Consider the following 14,281-nt stretch of genomic DNA (forward strand, 5'->3'; position numbering starts at 1 on the left):
TTGTTGCTCATTAACTGCTCTCGACAAGCCGAGTATCGGATTAGTCCGAACCAAGCAAGCGGTCTACGCAGCAACTACCACAACTGGACGCAGCACTACGCCCTCTACCTCATAGGCTTATGCTATTTGAGGTTACTTGTTTTTGCTATTTTCATGTAGGCGGCTTTGCCGCTGAACGAGGTGTCTACGTCAACCTTGGACATTTTTACAAGCCGTAAGGGCGATGTCTCCTCGAATACGTAGAAACGAGGCTCTTTTCTCGGCTCAACCTTTCTAAAGTGCAGTTCCCGTAGGTTCGTTACGTACATTATAACAAAATATTTAATATTTGAGAATAGTTTGTTTATTTTTGTTTACTATATTCTATTTCGACATGAGCGCCTTCCTTACCTGCAATAAAAAACGGCCTCCCCTTCATCAGACCATGAGGGGAGACCGTTTTTCTATTCTTTATGGCCAAAATGCGGCCAAATGGCTTTTATAATAACGCCGAAGCCTTTATTCACAAGGCTCACAAGCTCTTATTACATCATGCCCGGCATGCCCATACCCGGGGCACCGCCAGCAGGCATAGCCGGTTTTTCTTCCGGCTTGTCAGCAACCAGCGTTTCCGTAGTCAGAACCATGGAAGCGATGGAAGCAGCGTTCTGCAGGGCAGAACGGGTAACCTTAGCCGGGTCAACAATACCAGCCTTGATCATGTCAACGTATTCGTTCTTGAGAGCGTTGAAGCCGATGCCTTCGCCAGCTTTCTTCACTTCTTCAACCACTACGGAACCTTCGAGGCCAGCGTTGTTGGCAATCTGGCGAACCGGTTCTTCGATGGCACGGCGAACGATGTTCACGCCGACCTTTTCATCGCCTTCCACATCGAGCTTGTCGAGGGCCGGCAGGATGTCGATGAAGGTCGTGCCGCCACCAGCTACGATACCTTCTTCAACAGCAGCACGCGTTGCGTTGAGGGCATCTTCGATGCGATACTTCTTGTCCTTCATTTCCACTTCGGTAGCAGCACCGATTTCGATGACAGCTACGCCACCAGCCAGCTTAGCCAGACGTTCCTGGAGTTTTTCCTTATCGAAATCAGAAGTGGTTTCAGCAATCTGCTTCTTGATCTGAGCTACGCGAGCTGCGATAGCGTCCTTATCGCCTACGCCGTCCACAATCGTGGTCTCTTCCTTCGTGGAACGGATCTGGCGGGCACGACCGAGGTCTTCCAGCGTCACGCTATCGAGCTTGCGGCCGAGTTCTTCGCTGATAACCGTACCACCCGTCAGGATAGCGATATCTTCGAGCATTGCCTTGCGGCGGTCACCGAAGCCAGGAGCCTTCACAGCCAGAGCCTTGAAGGTGCCACGGAGCTTGTTGACCACAATCGTCGTCAGAGCTTCGCCGTCTACATCTTCAGCGATGACAGCCAGCTGCTTGCCCTGTTTCACAACCTGCTCCAGAATCGGCAGGATATCAGCGATAGCAGAAATCTTGCGGTCCGTAATCAGGATGTACGGATCATCGAGAACAGCTTCCATCTTGTCCGTATCCGTTACGAGGTACGGGGAGATGTAGCCACGGTCAAACTGCATGCCTTCCACAACGGAGAGATTCGTAGCCATGGATTTGGATTCTTCCACGGTGATGACGCCGTCTTTGCCAACTTTTTCCATAGCTTCAGCAATGAGTTCGCCAGTTTCTTCGTTAGCGGAAGAAATCGTAGCAACCTGAGCGATGTCCGCCTTGCTTTCGATGGTCTTAGCCTTGGACTGAATTTCTTCAACCAGTGCAGCTACAGCCTTGTCGATACCCTTTTTGATGATCATCGGGTTAGCACCGGCAACAACATTGCGCATGCCTTCATGGATCATAGCCTGAGCCAGCAGGGTTGCCGTCGTCGTACCGTCACCAGCGATATCATTGGTCTTGGTAGCAACTTCTTTCACGAGCTGAGCGCCCATGTTTTCAAAAGCATCTTCCAGCTCGATGTCACGGGCAATGGTTACACCATCGTTGGTGATGGTCGGAGCGCCGAATTTCTTTTCCAGCACTACGTTGCGGCCTTTAGGGCCAAGGGTTACTTTTACGGCATTAGCCAGTGCATCTACACCGCGGCCCAGAGCGCGGCGAGCTTCTTCGTCAAACAGAATCTGTTTAGCCATTTATATTACCTCCAGAAAATACGCTTCTAATTAGAGAATTGCCAGAATGTCGCTTTCGCGGACAATCAGATATTCCTTGTCGTCAACCTTGACTTCAGAACCGGAATACTTGGAGAAAACTACTGCATCGCCAGCTTTGACTTCCATAGCAGCGCGCTCGCCGTTTTCCAGGAGCTTGCCAGCGCCAACAGCTACAACCGTGCCCTTCTGGGGCTTTTCTTTAGCCGTATCCGGCAGCACAATACCGCTGGCGGTCTTTACATCGCCTTCAGCAACTTCGATGACAACTCTTTCGCCCAATGGCTTAATCATAGGTATCTTCCTCCTACCATTTAAAATACATAAGTAAGTTGTTAGCACTCACTAGCCTTGAGTGCTAAGCACAGTTCTTATAGTAACCTTTTTTAGTCAAAAAGTCAAGGCTATAAGACAATAAATAAATATATATCGTATTTTATTGTTTCTTAGGCAAAACCGTGTTTTTCGTTGACAAAATGTTGACAATTGGTTCGCAAACAATCCAGACTGGTGCTGCAAGCATCGCAGATATGTCAAAAAATAAGCTCTACCCCATGTGATCAGAGGGGTAGAGCTTGTTTTTTATCTTTTAGATCATATTCTTGACATAGCTGTCGTAGAGGGCCTTGAGTTCCTCAATCTTGTCATACATCTCAACCTGCAGGCCGGAGGCAGCAGCGTAATCGCCTTCGTTCAGCGCATTGATGAGCAACGTGAACAGGGATTTCTCATCGATGCTGTCTTTGGCCAGATATGCACGGATGCCGTTGATCTTGTTCCAGTTGTAGGAATCCAGATCCGTTACATATTCTGCCTTGATTTCCTTGGCAGCACGGACGATATCGCGGTTTTCCGGAATGATGCGGGAAATGAGCTCCGTCTTCCAGCGCAGCAGGGCACCAGAGCGGAATGCGTTGATGATGGTGTCATTGAGCGCGCCGCCAGCGGTGATAACGGCCTTCTTGTCTGCATAGTTTTCGAAGTTCTGCATGTTTTCCCAAACCGTAGCCGGTGGTGCACCAAAGAGACGATCGCGTTCTTCATCCGTATAATCTTCGAAAACATCATCTTCGCTGCGGTATGCACGATTCTTTTCGAGATAGAAACCTTCTTCGCCAGCTTCCTTGGAAAGCTCGGTGAGGAGTTCTGCCGTGGTGTGTTCAACAGCAACTTTGATGCCATCGAGGCATGCGGAATAGATGGCAGCCAGTACCAGATAAGTATTGGTGTACGGGTTGCAGGCACGCAGCTCGAAGCGGGTTGCGTACGGGTTGCCCAGGTCACGGATGAGACCAGCCAGGATCGTACGGTTACGGGACGGGATTTCCGGCGTCTGTCCCAGAGAAGTTACGATACATACCGGAGCTTCGAAACCGGGTTTCAGACGGTTCAGGGAGTCATTCGTAGCGGAAACGAACGGATTGATGGCTTCGTAGTTCTTGAGCATACCCATCAAAGAACCATAACCAACAGCACTCATGAAGTCCTTGCGCTGGTCATCTGCAGTAAAGAGGTTATGAACCTTGCCATCTTTCGTCACAGCAGCCATACCGATATGCGTGTGCTCACCATTACCAGCCAGACCAATCATCGGCTTAGCCTTGAAGCTTACTTCGAGACCGATGGAACGGAAGGTTTCCTTGACGACCATGCGGACGAGGATTTCATTGTCCGCAGCCTGCAGAGCATCAGCGAAGCGCCAGTCAACTTCCAGCTGTTCGCAGACATGCGTCATGTTGCCGCTGCCATCGATCTGAGCCTTGAGGCCGCCTACTTCTTTATGGCCCATCTCTACTTTCAGACCGTATTTATCGAGTTCCAGCAGGCAGTTTTCCATAGCCGTGCGCACAGCGCCATGCGTACGTTCCCAATACTGTTCCTGCATGACCTGAGAAGCGGACATTTCTTCGATAGCGGCTTCTTCCAGCGGCGTCTTCACCCAGAATTCCAACTCCGTTGCGGAAGTGAACTGGATGTCGACCACATCATTGCCGTTGACGCTTTCGAGACCGGAAATCTGCGGATGTTTCTTGAATGTATCCAGCAGTTCTTCCTTGACGTAGTTCAGCGTGTCAGCGAGCACTGCACGGGAGTCAACGCGTTTGCCTTCGTGCACGAGGAAGGACGGGATACGCAGAGTACCAACCGGTTTGCCCGTTTCTTCATCATAGAATTCCATATTGTAGTCAACGAACCAGTTGACGGAAGGATCGATAGGCATATCAACCTTAGCATTGTTCAGGGTGGCAATGCCCGTCAGCACAACGGAAGAACCGTCAGTCTGTACGGCCGTGCCAGCATAGAAATCATCGATATCTTTGAGGAAGATGCGAACCGGAATCTTCTCGTCCGTATCGTTGCCAGCCATGTCCACGCCCACCAGAGAAACGAATTTGATTTCTGGATGTGCCTTCAGTTGTTCGATAATTTCCTCTTTCGTCGAATTGGCCGGAATCACATACAGTAAGTTTTCCACTCAATACCACCCTTTCAATAACACAAAAACAAGCCATGTGAACACACCCCCTCCGAGGTTATGTTCACACAGCTCCATTGCCATAAGTCTTTTGTTTTTCTCTGATTGATATACTAACACATAGTCGTACAGTTGTAAAGTGCTTTTTTGCTTAAATCCCCGAACCGTACAATTTTTTTTCAATAAGCTGTGCCGTTTTTGTTACCGCCAGGCCGCCTTCACTGGTTTCCCGCAAGCTTTTCGGCAGCGCCTTGCCTATGCGGTTCATCGCTTCAATCACTTCATCCACTGGAATGACAGAATCTACTCCCGAAAGCGTCATGTCCGCTGCCAGCATGGCCACGACTGCAGCAAAGCCATTGCGCTTGACACAGGGAACTTCTACTAATCCTGCCACAGGATCACAAACCAGTCCCAAAAGGTTCTTGATTGCCAATGCTACAGCGTTGCCAACCTGCTGTGGCGTACCTCCAGCCAATTCCACCAGCGCGCCGGCTGCCATGCCTGCAGCTGTGCCACATTCGGCCTGACAACCACCTTCAGCCCCGGCAATGGACGCATTCTGATCCACCACCATGCCAATCCCTGCTGCTGTAAACAATGCCTTTACGATAACTTCATCAGCCAGCCCTCGTTCCTGTTGCGCTGCATATAAAGCTGCAGGCACGATACCACATGATCCGGCAGTCGGGCATGCCACAATGCGTCCCATAACGGCATTGACTTCACTGATGCCTACAGCATAAGCGGCAGCGGCCAGCACACGCTCTCCCATGTATCCCTGTCTGCGATAAGCAAAAATCTTTTTCGCATCACCACCAGTAAGACCACTCAGCGATTTCTCTGTATTGGCCACTCCCCGCTCAATGGAAGCCTTCATCACTTGCCAATTCACTTCCATCCTGCTGAGGATTTCATTCCGTTCCTGCTGACTATCATGCATTTCCCGCTGGATGATCAACTCATGCAAAGACGCGCCCTGCTGTTCTGCCAGCTCAATAAGCTCCCTGATTGTACCGAAATTTACTATCACTTTCATTACTCTCCTTACAATCAAATCGCCGGAATGGCAAAAGCATATTGCACAGCCTCTGCCATCTGACACTCAGCAATGACCTCCGGAGCAGGCTGTTCATCCAGCTCCATGATCATCATGGCTGTTTCTCCGCGGTTCTGACGCGACACCCGCATAAAGGCAACATTCACTGCGGCATGAGCCAGGATCCGGGTCACTTCCGTAATAACACCAGGACAATCCCGATGAATCGTGATCAACGCCGGATACTGTCCAGTCAATTCCACTTGATAACCATCAATATTGCTGATGATAATGTTACCACCACCAACAGATGCCCCCAACACCCGTACACTGCGTCCGGATTGCCCTGTCAGGAAAATGACCGCTGTGTTTGGATGGGCCTCTTCCAGATTTACCGTCTGAAAGCAGAAATCCAGCCCCTTTTCACCTGCAATGGCCAGCGCATCACGAATCCGCTCATCCTCCGGATTGAAACCCAAAATTCCTGCAATCAAGGCCTTATCCGTACCATGTCCACGATAGGTACGGGCAAATGAACCATGCAGATTGATTTCTGCCTTTGCAGGAACCTCTCCTAAAATCTTCCGTGCCATCAGCCCCAAGCGCACCGCTCCTGCCGTATGAGAGCTGGAAGGACCGATCATCACCGGACCGACAATATCAAATACTCCGTGCATATGCTTCCTCGCTTTGACAAATTAATCCCGCTGGCTATTCAGCGGGATTAACAATATAATTCTTGATTATTTAATCAGCCCATGGCGGCGCAGAGCATCCTCCAGCTGACGTTCATGCTGAGATTCCATCTCAGACAAAGGCATACGCAGAGGTCCTGCCGCATACCCCAGCTTACGCATAGCTACCTTCACCGGAATCGGATTGACTTCACAGAACAGCGCATCAATAAGATCCGCATACTCAATCTGCATCTCTGCAGCTTTCTTTACATCGCCGTCAAAAAAAGCCTGACACATATCATGAGTTTCCTGCGGTGCTACGTTGGAAAGTACCGAGATAACGCCCTGTCCCCCTAATGAAAGGATAGGCACGATCTGGTCATCATTGCCGGAATAAATGGTGAGATCATCCCCCACAGCTGCCCGCAGGCGCAGGATCTTGGACAGGTCACCATTGGCTTCTTTTACTGCCACGATATTGGGATGTTTGGACAAAGCCACATAAGTATCCGTAGCAATAGCTACTCCGGTACGGGAAGGCACATCATAAAGAATAATGGGGATATTCACTGCATCAGCAATAGCTGTATAGTGAGCAATAAGCCCCTTCTGTGTGCATTTGTTATAATACGGTGTCACTACCAGCAGAGCATCCGCGCCCACGCTTTCCGCATACTTGGAAAGTTCCACCGCATAGCTGGTCTCGTTGGAGCCGGTTCCAGCAATCACTGGCACCCTGCCTTTCACATGTTCCACCGCAAATTTGATAGCAGCCCGGTGCTCCTCATCACTCATGGTTGCAGATTCACCAGTAGTTCCTGTGATGATGATAGCATCCGTATGATTCTTTATCTGATCATCAATGATACGGCCTAGTTCTGGAAAATTAATACCGTCTTCCGTATACGGCGTAATGATAGCTACGCCGGCACCACGAAAAATTGTTTTTTTCATGAAAAGCCCTCCCCTGCAAGCTCCAACGCCTGCAATTTTATTCAACTGTCTATCATTATCCCATGCTCTGCAAACAAAGTCAACGCTTTAGAGGACAATGATTACAGAAAATTTTGCGTGCATAATCTCATAAAGCATGATCCATTTTCATCAGCACAAGGGGGACTGGCAGACAAATCTGCCAGTCCCCCTTGCATTATTCACTTATAGAAGCACACGTATCCTGCACTTCCTATCAGCATTTCAGTCAAGCTTATTTACCTGCGAGAATCTTGTAACCTTCATAACGTCCCTTGGCATCATTCTGGGTCTTTTCGAACAAAGCCTCAGCAGCTTCCGGGAAGGAACGTTGGAGGTTGATGTAGCGGTTTTCGCCCATCAGGAATTCCTGGAACTTGTCAAAGTTCGGTTCCTTGGAATCGAGGCTGAACGGGTTCTTGTCCGTACCCACGAGCTGCGGGTTGTAACGGTAGTTCACCCAATAGCCGCACTCAACAGCAAGTTTGGCTTCGAGCTGGCTGTTGCCCATGCCCTTGCGGATACCATGGTTGATGCACGGTGCATAAGCGATGATCAGGGACGGGCCATGATAAGCTTCTGCTTCCGTAACAGCCTTCATGAGCTGGTTGTGGTCAGCGCCCATAGCCACCTGAGCTACATAGACATAGCCGTAGGACTTAGCCATCATGCCGAGATCCTTCTTCTTGGTCTTCTTGCCGGCAGCAGCGAACTGTGCGATAGCAGCAGCCGGAGTGGACTTGGAAGCCTGACCGCCCGTGTTGGAGTAAACTTCGGTATCGAAGACAAGGACATTGACATCTTCGCCGGAAGCCAGCACATGGTCAAGGCCGCCGTAACCGATATCGTAAGCCCAGCCATCGCCGCCCAGAATCCACTGGGAACGCTTCACGAAGTAGTCCTTGTTGTCATAGATCTTGTTCAGGAGTTCATCCGTGCCCTTTTCTGCTTCCAAGAGAGCCGTCAGCTTGTCAGCACGCTCGCGGGAACCTTCGCCCTCGTTCATGTTGTCAACCCATTCCGTCAGAGCGGCTTTGAGTTCGTCACTGCCCTTGCCGGCTTCTACAGCAGCCTTGGCATCAGCAGCCAGTGCATCACGAACAGATTTCGTACCCAGGAACATGCCCAGACCGAATTCCGCATTGTCCTCGAACAGGGAGTTTGCCCAAGCCGGGCCATGACCCTTGTGGTTCTTGGTGTACGGCATAGCCGGAGCACTGCCGCCCCAGATGGAGGAGCAGCCCGTAGCATTAGCTACCATCATGCGGTCACCGAAGAGCTGCGTCAGAAGTTTTGCATACGGAGTCTCGCCGCAGCCTGCGCAAGCGCCGGAGAACTCGAGCAGCGGCTGTTCGAACTGGGAACCCAGGACCGTACTCTTTTTCATCGGGTTCTTCTTCGGAGCAACCTTCTTGGCATCAACGCCGTAATCGAAGTAAACCTGCTGTGCCTTGAGCTCGTCATCCAGCGGCTTCATATCGAGAGCCTTCACCGGGCAGACCTGAGCACAGTTGCCGCAGCCCAGGCAGTCCATCGTGGACACAGCCACCGTGAAGTGGTAATCCTTGATGGCCTTCGTCTGCTTGGAGGGGAAACCTTCCGGAGCATTCTTGAGTTCTTCTTCCGTCGTAAGGACCGGACGGATGGCAGCATGCGGGCAGACATAGGAGCACTGGTTACAGCCAATGCATTTGTCCGTATTCCAAACCGGTACATTGATAGCCGTACCGCGTTTTTCGTAAGCAGCACCGCCTACCGGGAACGTACCATCTACCATTTCGCCATTGAACTTGGAAACAGGCAGCTTGTCGCCTTCCTGACGGTTCATGACATCCTGGACTTCCGTAATGAAAGCCGGAACAGCTTTCTTCTCTACCACTTCGTCAGCAGCATCAGCCCAGGCAGCCGGAACCTCTACCTTATGGAGAGCTTCGATGCCCTTATCGATAGCACCGTTGTTCATGTTGACGACTTTCTCGCCCTTCTTGCCGTAGGACTTGACCACAGCGTCTTTCAAATATTCCACAGCGGTTTCGATGGGAATGATGGCTGCAATCTTGAAGAAGGCAGACTGCATGACCATGTTGAAGCGGCCGCCGAGGCCCAGTTCCTTAGCAATATCCACAGCGTTGACCGTGTAGAACTCAATCTCGTTCTTGGCGATATAGCGCTTCATGGCTGCAGGCAGGTGCTTGTCAAGGTCTGCATCAGACCAGACGGTGTTCAGCAGGAACTTGCCGCCTTTCTTGAGGCCTGCCAGCAGGTCATATTTGTAAACATAAGACTGCTGAGAGCAGGAAATGAAGTCCGCATTGTTGATGAGATACGGGCTCGTGATGGGCTGCTTGCCGAAGCGCAGGTGGGACATGGTAATACCGCCAGACTTCTTGGAGTCATAAGCAAAGTAAGCCTGTGCATACATGTCCGTCTTGTCACCGATGATCTTGATGGCACTCTTATTGGCACCAACCGTACCATCGGAACCCAGGCCCCAGAATTTGCAGGCCGTCGTGCCAACCGGTGTGAGGTTTACATCGCTCATGACTGGTACCAGGCTTGTATTGGTTACATCATCATCGATACCGATGGTGAAGCCATCTTTCGGTGCATCCTTCTTGAGTTCTTCAAACACAGCGAAGATCTGATCCGGCGTCGTGTCCTTGCCGCCGAGACCGAAGCGGCCGCCCACGATGATCGGGCTAAGCTCGGAATCATAGAATGCGGACTTGACATCCAGATACAGCGGTTCGCCCAAGGAACCTGGTTCCTTGGTATGATCAAGAACAGCGACTTTCTTGACCGTCTTCGGCATGAACTGGAAGAAATGTTTGATGGAGAACGGACGATAGAGATGTACGGACATCAAACCGACCTTCTCACCCTGCTTATTGAGGTAGTCCACCGTTTCCTGCACGGCCTGGCAGACAGAACCCATGGCGATGATGATGCGGTCAGCATCTTCGGCACCATAGTAGTCAAAGAGGTGATGTTCACGGCCCGTGATCTTGGCCATATCAGCCATAGCCTCTTCCACCAGCTCCGGCAGAGCTTCATAATATGTATTGGAAGCTTCGCGTTCCTGGAAGTACACATCCGGGTTCTGAGCGGTACCGCGGATAACCGGATGATCCGGATTCAGTGCGCGGCGGCGGAATTCTTTCACGGCTTCCCAATCGAGAATCTTGCCCAAATCATCATAATCCACTACTTCGATTTTCTGAATCTCATGGGAGGTACGGAAACCATCAAAGAAGTTGATGAAGGGTACACGGCCCTTGATAGCTACGAGATGTGCTACAGCGGCCAGATCCATGACTTCCTGCACGCTGGCTTCGCAGAGCATTGCGCAGCCGGTCTGACGGGCAGCCATGACATCCTGGTGGTCACCGAAGATATTCAGGGAGTTAGCGGCAAGGGCACGGGCAGATACATGGAATACGCCCGGCAGCAGTTCACCAGCTACCTTGTAAAGATTCGGAATCATAAGGAGGAATCCCTGGGATGCCGTATATGTGGTAGTCAGGGCACCTGCCTGCAAGGAACCATGCACAGCACCAGCGGCACCAGCCTCTGACTGCAATTCGATCACACGGACTTTCTGACCAAAGAGGTTGGTCTTGCCTTTAGCTGCATCTTCATCCACATGTTCAGCCATCGGCGAAGACGGCGTAATCGGATAGATTGCAGCAACATCCGTAAAAGCATAGGAGATGTAAGCGGCGGCCTGGTTGCCGTCCATGGTTTTCATCTTTTTGCTCATGTTGTTTATTGCTCCCCTCTAAAATAGAATACGATTGATTGGTTGATAAGTCATTGCATAAAATTACGCACTTATGTATATTTATAAATGCGTGATTTTATCTTTATAGCTCATCTACACGATTTATATTATACACCGCCCTTAAACGATTGTAAACAGAACAAATCGTAAAACTACACGATTAGACGGCACCATTTATTTTATCCAGTTGCGCCTTTCATAATCTGTAACTATTGTTACGATAAATATAATTTAATTTATTACTTCTATAAATAAATTTTCATACATTTTTTCCTACATACGGCAATTTATTTTTATACTTGTTATATATGCCATTCATGCTCCATAAAAAAAGCCCCGCAAGTTAATTTTCTCACTTGCGGGTTTTCTCATTATTCTACATTGATTCCGGCCCGTTTATAATACTCAGCCAGAACATCTTCGGTTCTCTGACCTGTCCGTTCACCGATTTCATCAGCCATCAATTCGCAGGCATAGCTGAGATTTGCAAAGAGGTTAATAATGCTTTGATACCTGTTCACCTCTGCATAACTGCTCTCAAGCATCTTCATCTTCTCCAGCTGCTGCAGTGCCTCCCGTACCGGTCTTTTCACATCATGCATAAACCAGCCCTCCTTTGTCATCTTCACTGACTATATTCTTTCTTTTTCGTCGAAAACCTGCTGACTGATGCAATTTTTTCTTGTCAAATTAAAGGATTCATGAGGTTTATCACGAATATTCCCACTAAGAATTTATACGATTATTATGTTAGGAGGGATTTTTATGGAGGCATTGCTTTTGTCGCGATGGCAATTTGCCATTACGACGATCTATCACTTTCTCTTTGTGCCGCTGACATTAGGGCTGACCATCTGGGTGGCCCTGTTGGAAACCTGTTATGTAAAGACACAGCGGCCGCACTGGAAGGAACCCTGCCGTCAGCTCGTGAAATTCTTCGGCACGCTGTTCCTGATCAACTTCAGCCTGGGCGTCGTCACCGGTATCGTACAGGAGTTCCACTTCGGCATGAACTGGTCCGAGTATTCCCGCTTTATGGGCGATATCTTCGGTGCCCCCCTGGCATTGGAAGCACTCACCGCCTTCTTCCTGGAGTCCACTTTCCTGGGTATCTGGATGTTTGGCTGGGATAAGCTGTCCCCCAAGGCTCATTGCCTCTGCGCATGGCTGATTGCCATCGGCAGCAACCTGTCTGCCTTCTGGATTCTCGTCGCCAACTCCTTTATGCAGCATCCTGTTGGCTATGTAGTACAGAACGGCCGGGCTGAGATGAATGACTTCCTCGCGCTTGTCACCAATCCCTATGTGGTCGGTGAATATTCCCACGCCCTGTTCTCCGGCATTTCTACGGCAGGCGTGCTGGTGTTGGTTGTCGCTGCCTGGAAATATGTCCACGACAAAGCTTCGCAGGAAACTTTCCGCCATGTGCTGAAAGCCGGTGCGATCTATCTGGCCATCGGCGTGCTCGGTGTCATGGGCAGCGGCCATATGCACACCCAATATCTGGCTGAAGCCAATCCCATGAAGCTGGCTTCGATGGAAGCGCTCTGGGAAAATGAGAATCCGGCACCCTTTGCCGTGATGGCGGTCATCGACCAGGCCAATCATAAGAACGCCTGTGAAATCAAGATTCCGGCATTGTTCTCCCTGATGCTCTACAATAAACCAGACGGGGAAGTCAAGGGCATCAACACCGTCAATGCGGAAATGATTGCCAAATACGGCAACGGCGATTACCGTCCGGATGTCTTCGGCATGTTCTGGAGCTTCCGCATCATGGTAGCCTGCGGCGGTGCCATGCTGCTGCTTGCACTGACTGTGGGAGCACTGGCACACCTTGACCGGCTGCAGCTCTATCCCTGCCTGCTGAAGTTCCTGCCACTAACACTGCCCCTGCCCTTTCTGGCCAACACAGCCGGCTGGTTCGTGGCTGAAGGTGGCCGTCAGCCCTGGATCGTGGTAGGCCTGCAAAAGACTGCGGATGCGGTCTCACCGAATCTGACCGGGCTGGAGGTCTTCCTGACCATGGTCGGCTTTACCCTGCTGTACCTGGTTCTGATCATCGCTGCCCTCTATGTGGCTGTACGCTTTATCCGGAAAACTTCCATTCCCGCAGAAGGGAGGGACGCATAATGGATTACCAGGTTATTTGGTTTATACTGATTGCTGTGCTCTTCACCGGCTTTTTCTTCCTGGAAGGCTTTGATTACGGCGTAGGCATGCTCTTCCCCTTCGTCAGCAAGCGTCCCGAGGACCGCAGCCTGATCCTGCGCACCATCGGCCCCGTCTGGGACGGCAACGAAGTCTGGATGATCACCGCTGGCGGCGCTCTCTTTGCAGCCTTCCCCCATGTCTATGCCACCATGTTCAGTACCTTCTATCTGGCCTTGTTCCTGATGTTGGTGGCCCTGATCCTGCGTGGCGTGGCCTTTGAGCTGCGCACCAAGGAGAAATGCCCCTGCTGGCAGAAGATGTGGGATGCTGCCATCTTTATCGGCAGCATCGTCCCGGCTTTCCTCTGGGGCGTAGCCGTGACGGATCTGGCAGCAGGTCTGCCGATTGGCCATAATATGATCTATCAGGGCAACTTCCTGAATCTGTTAAGTATCTACTCCATTCTCGGCGGCCTGGTCTTTGTGCTGGTCTTCGCCTATCACGGCGCCTCTTTCCTGCAATTGCGGCTGGTAGATAAGGGTTTGCTCTACAAGATCCAGGATTTAGGCAAATGCGCCGGCGGTTTGGCGGTCATCGCCTATGTACTCTATCTGCTTCTCACCATGGAAAACACGGACCTGCTGGCTCACCCCTGTGCATTGGTTTTGTTCCTGGCTACGGCCGTTTTCTTCCTGCTGAGTCTCTGCCTCTTTGTCAAAAAGCCCGGTAAGCACAGCTTTATCTTCGGCGCACTGGCTATTGCGAGCGTGACATTTGGCTTCTTTACGGGGATGTTCCCCCGGCTCATGGTATCGAGCCTCAATCCGGACTGGAGCCTGACCATCACCAATGCTTCGTCCACCGAATACACCTTGTCCATCATGACAGTGGCCGCATTCATCCTGGTGCCCATTGTTCTCTGTTACCAGATCTGGACTTACTACATCTTCCGCAAACGCTTGACCGCGGACGATACCGCCCATTACTGATTACGTTCAAGACACAGAAAGG

The 14,281-nt window shown here is 50.7% G+C and carries 10 protein-coding genes; 2 read left to right on the forward strand and 8 right to left on the reverse strand.

Features of this window, described 5'->3' with window-relative positions; all coding sequences use genetic code 11:
- Positions 1-524: 524 nt before the first annotated feature.
- The 8 genes from groL to BUB68_RS02920 all read right to left on the reverse strand — a co-directional run bounded on the left by groL (position 525) and on the right by BUB68_RS02920 (position 11,718).
- Positions 525-2,153, reverse strand: coding sequence for a chaperonin GroEL (gene groL / locus BUB68_RS02885; RefSeq protein WP_073088310.1), 1,629 nt, complete (start codon positions 2,151-2,153; stop codon positions 525-527).
- Between the two features lie 30 nt (positions 2,154-2,183).
- Positions 2,184-2,465 carry a co-chaperone GroES gene (gene groES / locus BUB68_RS02890; protein ID WP_073088311.1) on the reverse strand — a complete coding sequence of 94 codons (282 nt, stop codon included), beginning with the start codon at positions 2,463-2,465 and terminating at the stop codon, positions 2,184-2,186.
- Positions 2,466-2,760: 295 nt separating this feature from the next.
- A complete protein-coding gene (locus BUB68_RS02895; RefSeq protein WP_073088312.1) occupies positions 2,761-4,647 on the reverse strand; it encodes a type I glutamate--ammonia ligase in 1,887 nt (628 codons plus the stop codon).
- A 151-nt stretch (positions 4,648-4,798) separates the two neighbouring features.
- Positions 4,799-5,686, reverse strand: coding sequence for an L-serine ammonia-lyase, iron-sulfur-dependent, subunit alpha (gene sdaAA, locus BUB68_RS02900; RefSeq protein ID WP_073088313.1), 888 nt, complete (start codon positions 5,684-5,686; stop codon positions 4,799-4,801).
- Between the two features lie 14 nt (positions 5,687-5,700).
- Complete coding sequence (gene sdaAB / locus BUB68_RS02905; RefSeq protein ID WP_073088314.1) at positions 5,701-6,363, reverse strand: L-serine ammonia-lyase, iron-sulfur-dependent subunit beta; 663 nt, start codon at positions 6,361-6,363, stop codon at positions 5,701-5,703.
- A 66-nt stretch (positions 6,364-6,429) separates the two neighbouring features.
- Positions 6,430-7,317, reverse strand: coding sequence for a 4-hydroxy-tetrahydrodipicolinate synthase (dapA, locus tag BUB68_RS02910; RefSeq protein WP_073088315.1), 888 nt, complete (start codon positions 7,315-7,317; stop codon positions 6,430-6,432).
- Between the two features lie 253 nt (positions 7,318-7,570).
- Positions 7,571-11,095, reverse strand: coding sequence for a pyruvate:ferredoxin (flavodoxin) oxidoreductase (nifJ, locus tag BUB68_RS02915; protein WP_073088316.1), 3,525 nt, complete (start codon positions 11,093-11,095; stop codon positions 7,571-7,573).
- A gap of 392 nt (positions 11,096-11,487) precedes the next feature.
- Positions 11,488-11,718 carry a hypothetical protein gene (locus BUB68_RS02920; RefSeq protein ID WP_073088317.1) on the reverse strand — a complete coding sequence of 77 codons (231 nt, stop codon included), beginning with the start codon at positions 11,716-11,718 and terminating at the stop codon, positions 11,488-11,490.
- A gap of 163 nt (positions 11,719-11,881) precedes the next feature.
- Between BUB68_RS02920 and BUB68_RS02925 the strand changes: the two genes are divergently transcribed.
- The gene (locus BUB68_RS02925) at positions 11,882-13,249 is read left to right on the forward strand and encodes a cytochrome ubiquinol oxidase subunit I (RefSeq protein WP_073088318.1); all 1,368 of its coding nucleotides are present in this window, start codon (positions 11,882-11,884) and stop codon (positions 13,247-13,249) included.
- A complete protein-coding gene (gene cydB, locus BUB68_RS02930; protein WP_073088319.1) occupies positions 13,249-14,259 on the forward strand; it encodes a cytochrome d ubiquinol oxidase subunit II in 1,011 nt (336 codons plus the stop codon). Before BUB68_RS02925 ends, cydB begins: the two co-directional genes overlap by 1 nt.
- Positions 14,260-14,281: the final 22 nt, after the last annotated feature.

The sequence above is a fragment of the Pseudoselenomonas ruminantium genome (assembly GCF_900142515.1).
Classification (GTDB): domain Bacteria; phylum Bacillota; class Negativicutes; order Selenomonadales; family Selenomonadaceae; genus Selenomonas_A; species Selenomonas_A ruminantium_D.

Excerpts from the sequence above, each read along its gene's own strand:
- nifJ (WP_073088316.1), bottom strand. The coding sequence starts at position 11,095 with ATGAGCAAAAAGATGAAAACCATGGACGGCAACCAGGCCGCCGCTTAC.
- sdaAB (WP_073088314.1), bottom strand. The coding sequence starts at position 6,363 with ATGCACGGAGTATTTGATATTGTCGGTCCGGTGATGATCGGTCCTTCC.
- BUB68_RS02920 (WP_073088317.1), bottom strand. The coding sequence starts at position 11,718 with ATGCATGATGTGAAAAGACCGGTACGGGAGGCACTGCAGCAGCTGGAG.
- groL (WP_073088310.1), bottom strand. The coding sequence starts at position 2,153 with ATGGCTAAACAGATTCTGTTTGACGAAGAAGCTCGCCGCGCTCTGGGC.
- BUB68_RS02925 (WP_073088318.1), top strand. The coding sequence starts at position 11,882 with ATGGAGGCATTGCTTTTGTCGCGATGGCAATTTGCCATTACGACGATC.
- groES (WP_073088311.1), bottom strand. The coding sequence starts at position 2,465 with ATGATTAAGCCATTGGGCGAAAGAGTTGTCATCGAAGTTGCTGAAGGC.
- cydB (WP_073088319.1), top strand. The coding sequence starts at position 13,249 with ATGGATTACCAGGTTATTTGGTTTATACTGATTGCTGTGCTCTTCACC.
- dapA (WP_073088315.1), bottom strand. The coding sequence starts at position 7,317 with ATGAAAAAAACAATTTTTCGTGGTGCCGGCGTAGCTATCATTACGCCG.
- sdaAA (WP_073088313.1), bottom strand. The coding sequence starts at position 5,686 with ATGAAAGTGATAGTAAATTTCGGTACAATCAGGGAGCTTATTGAGCTG.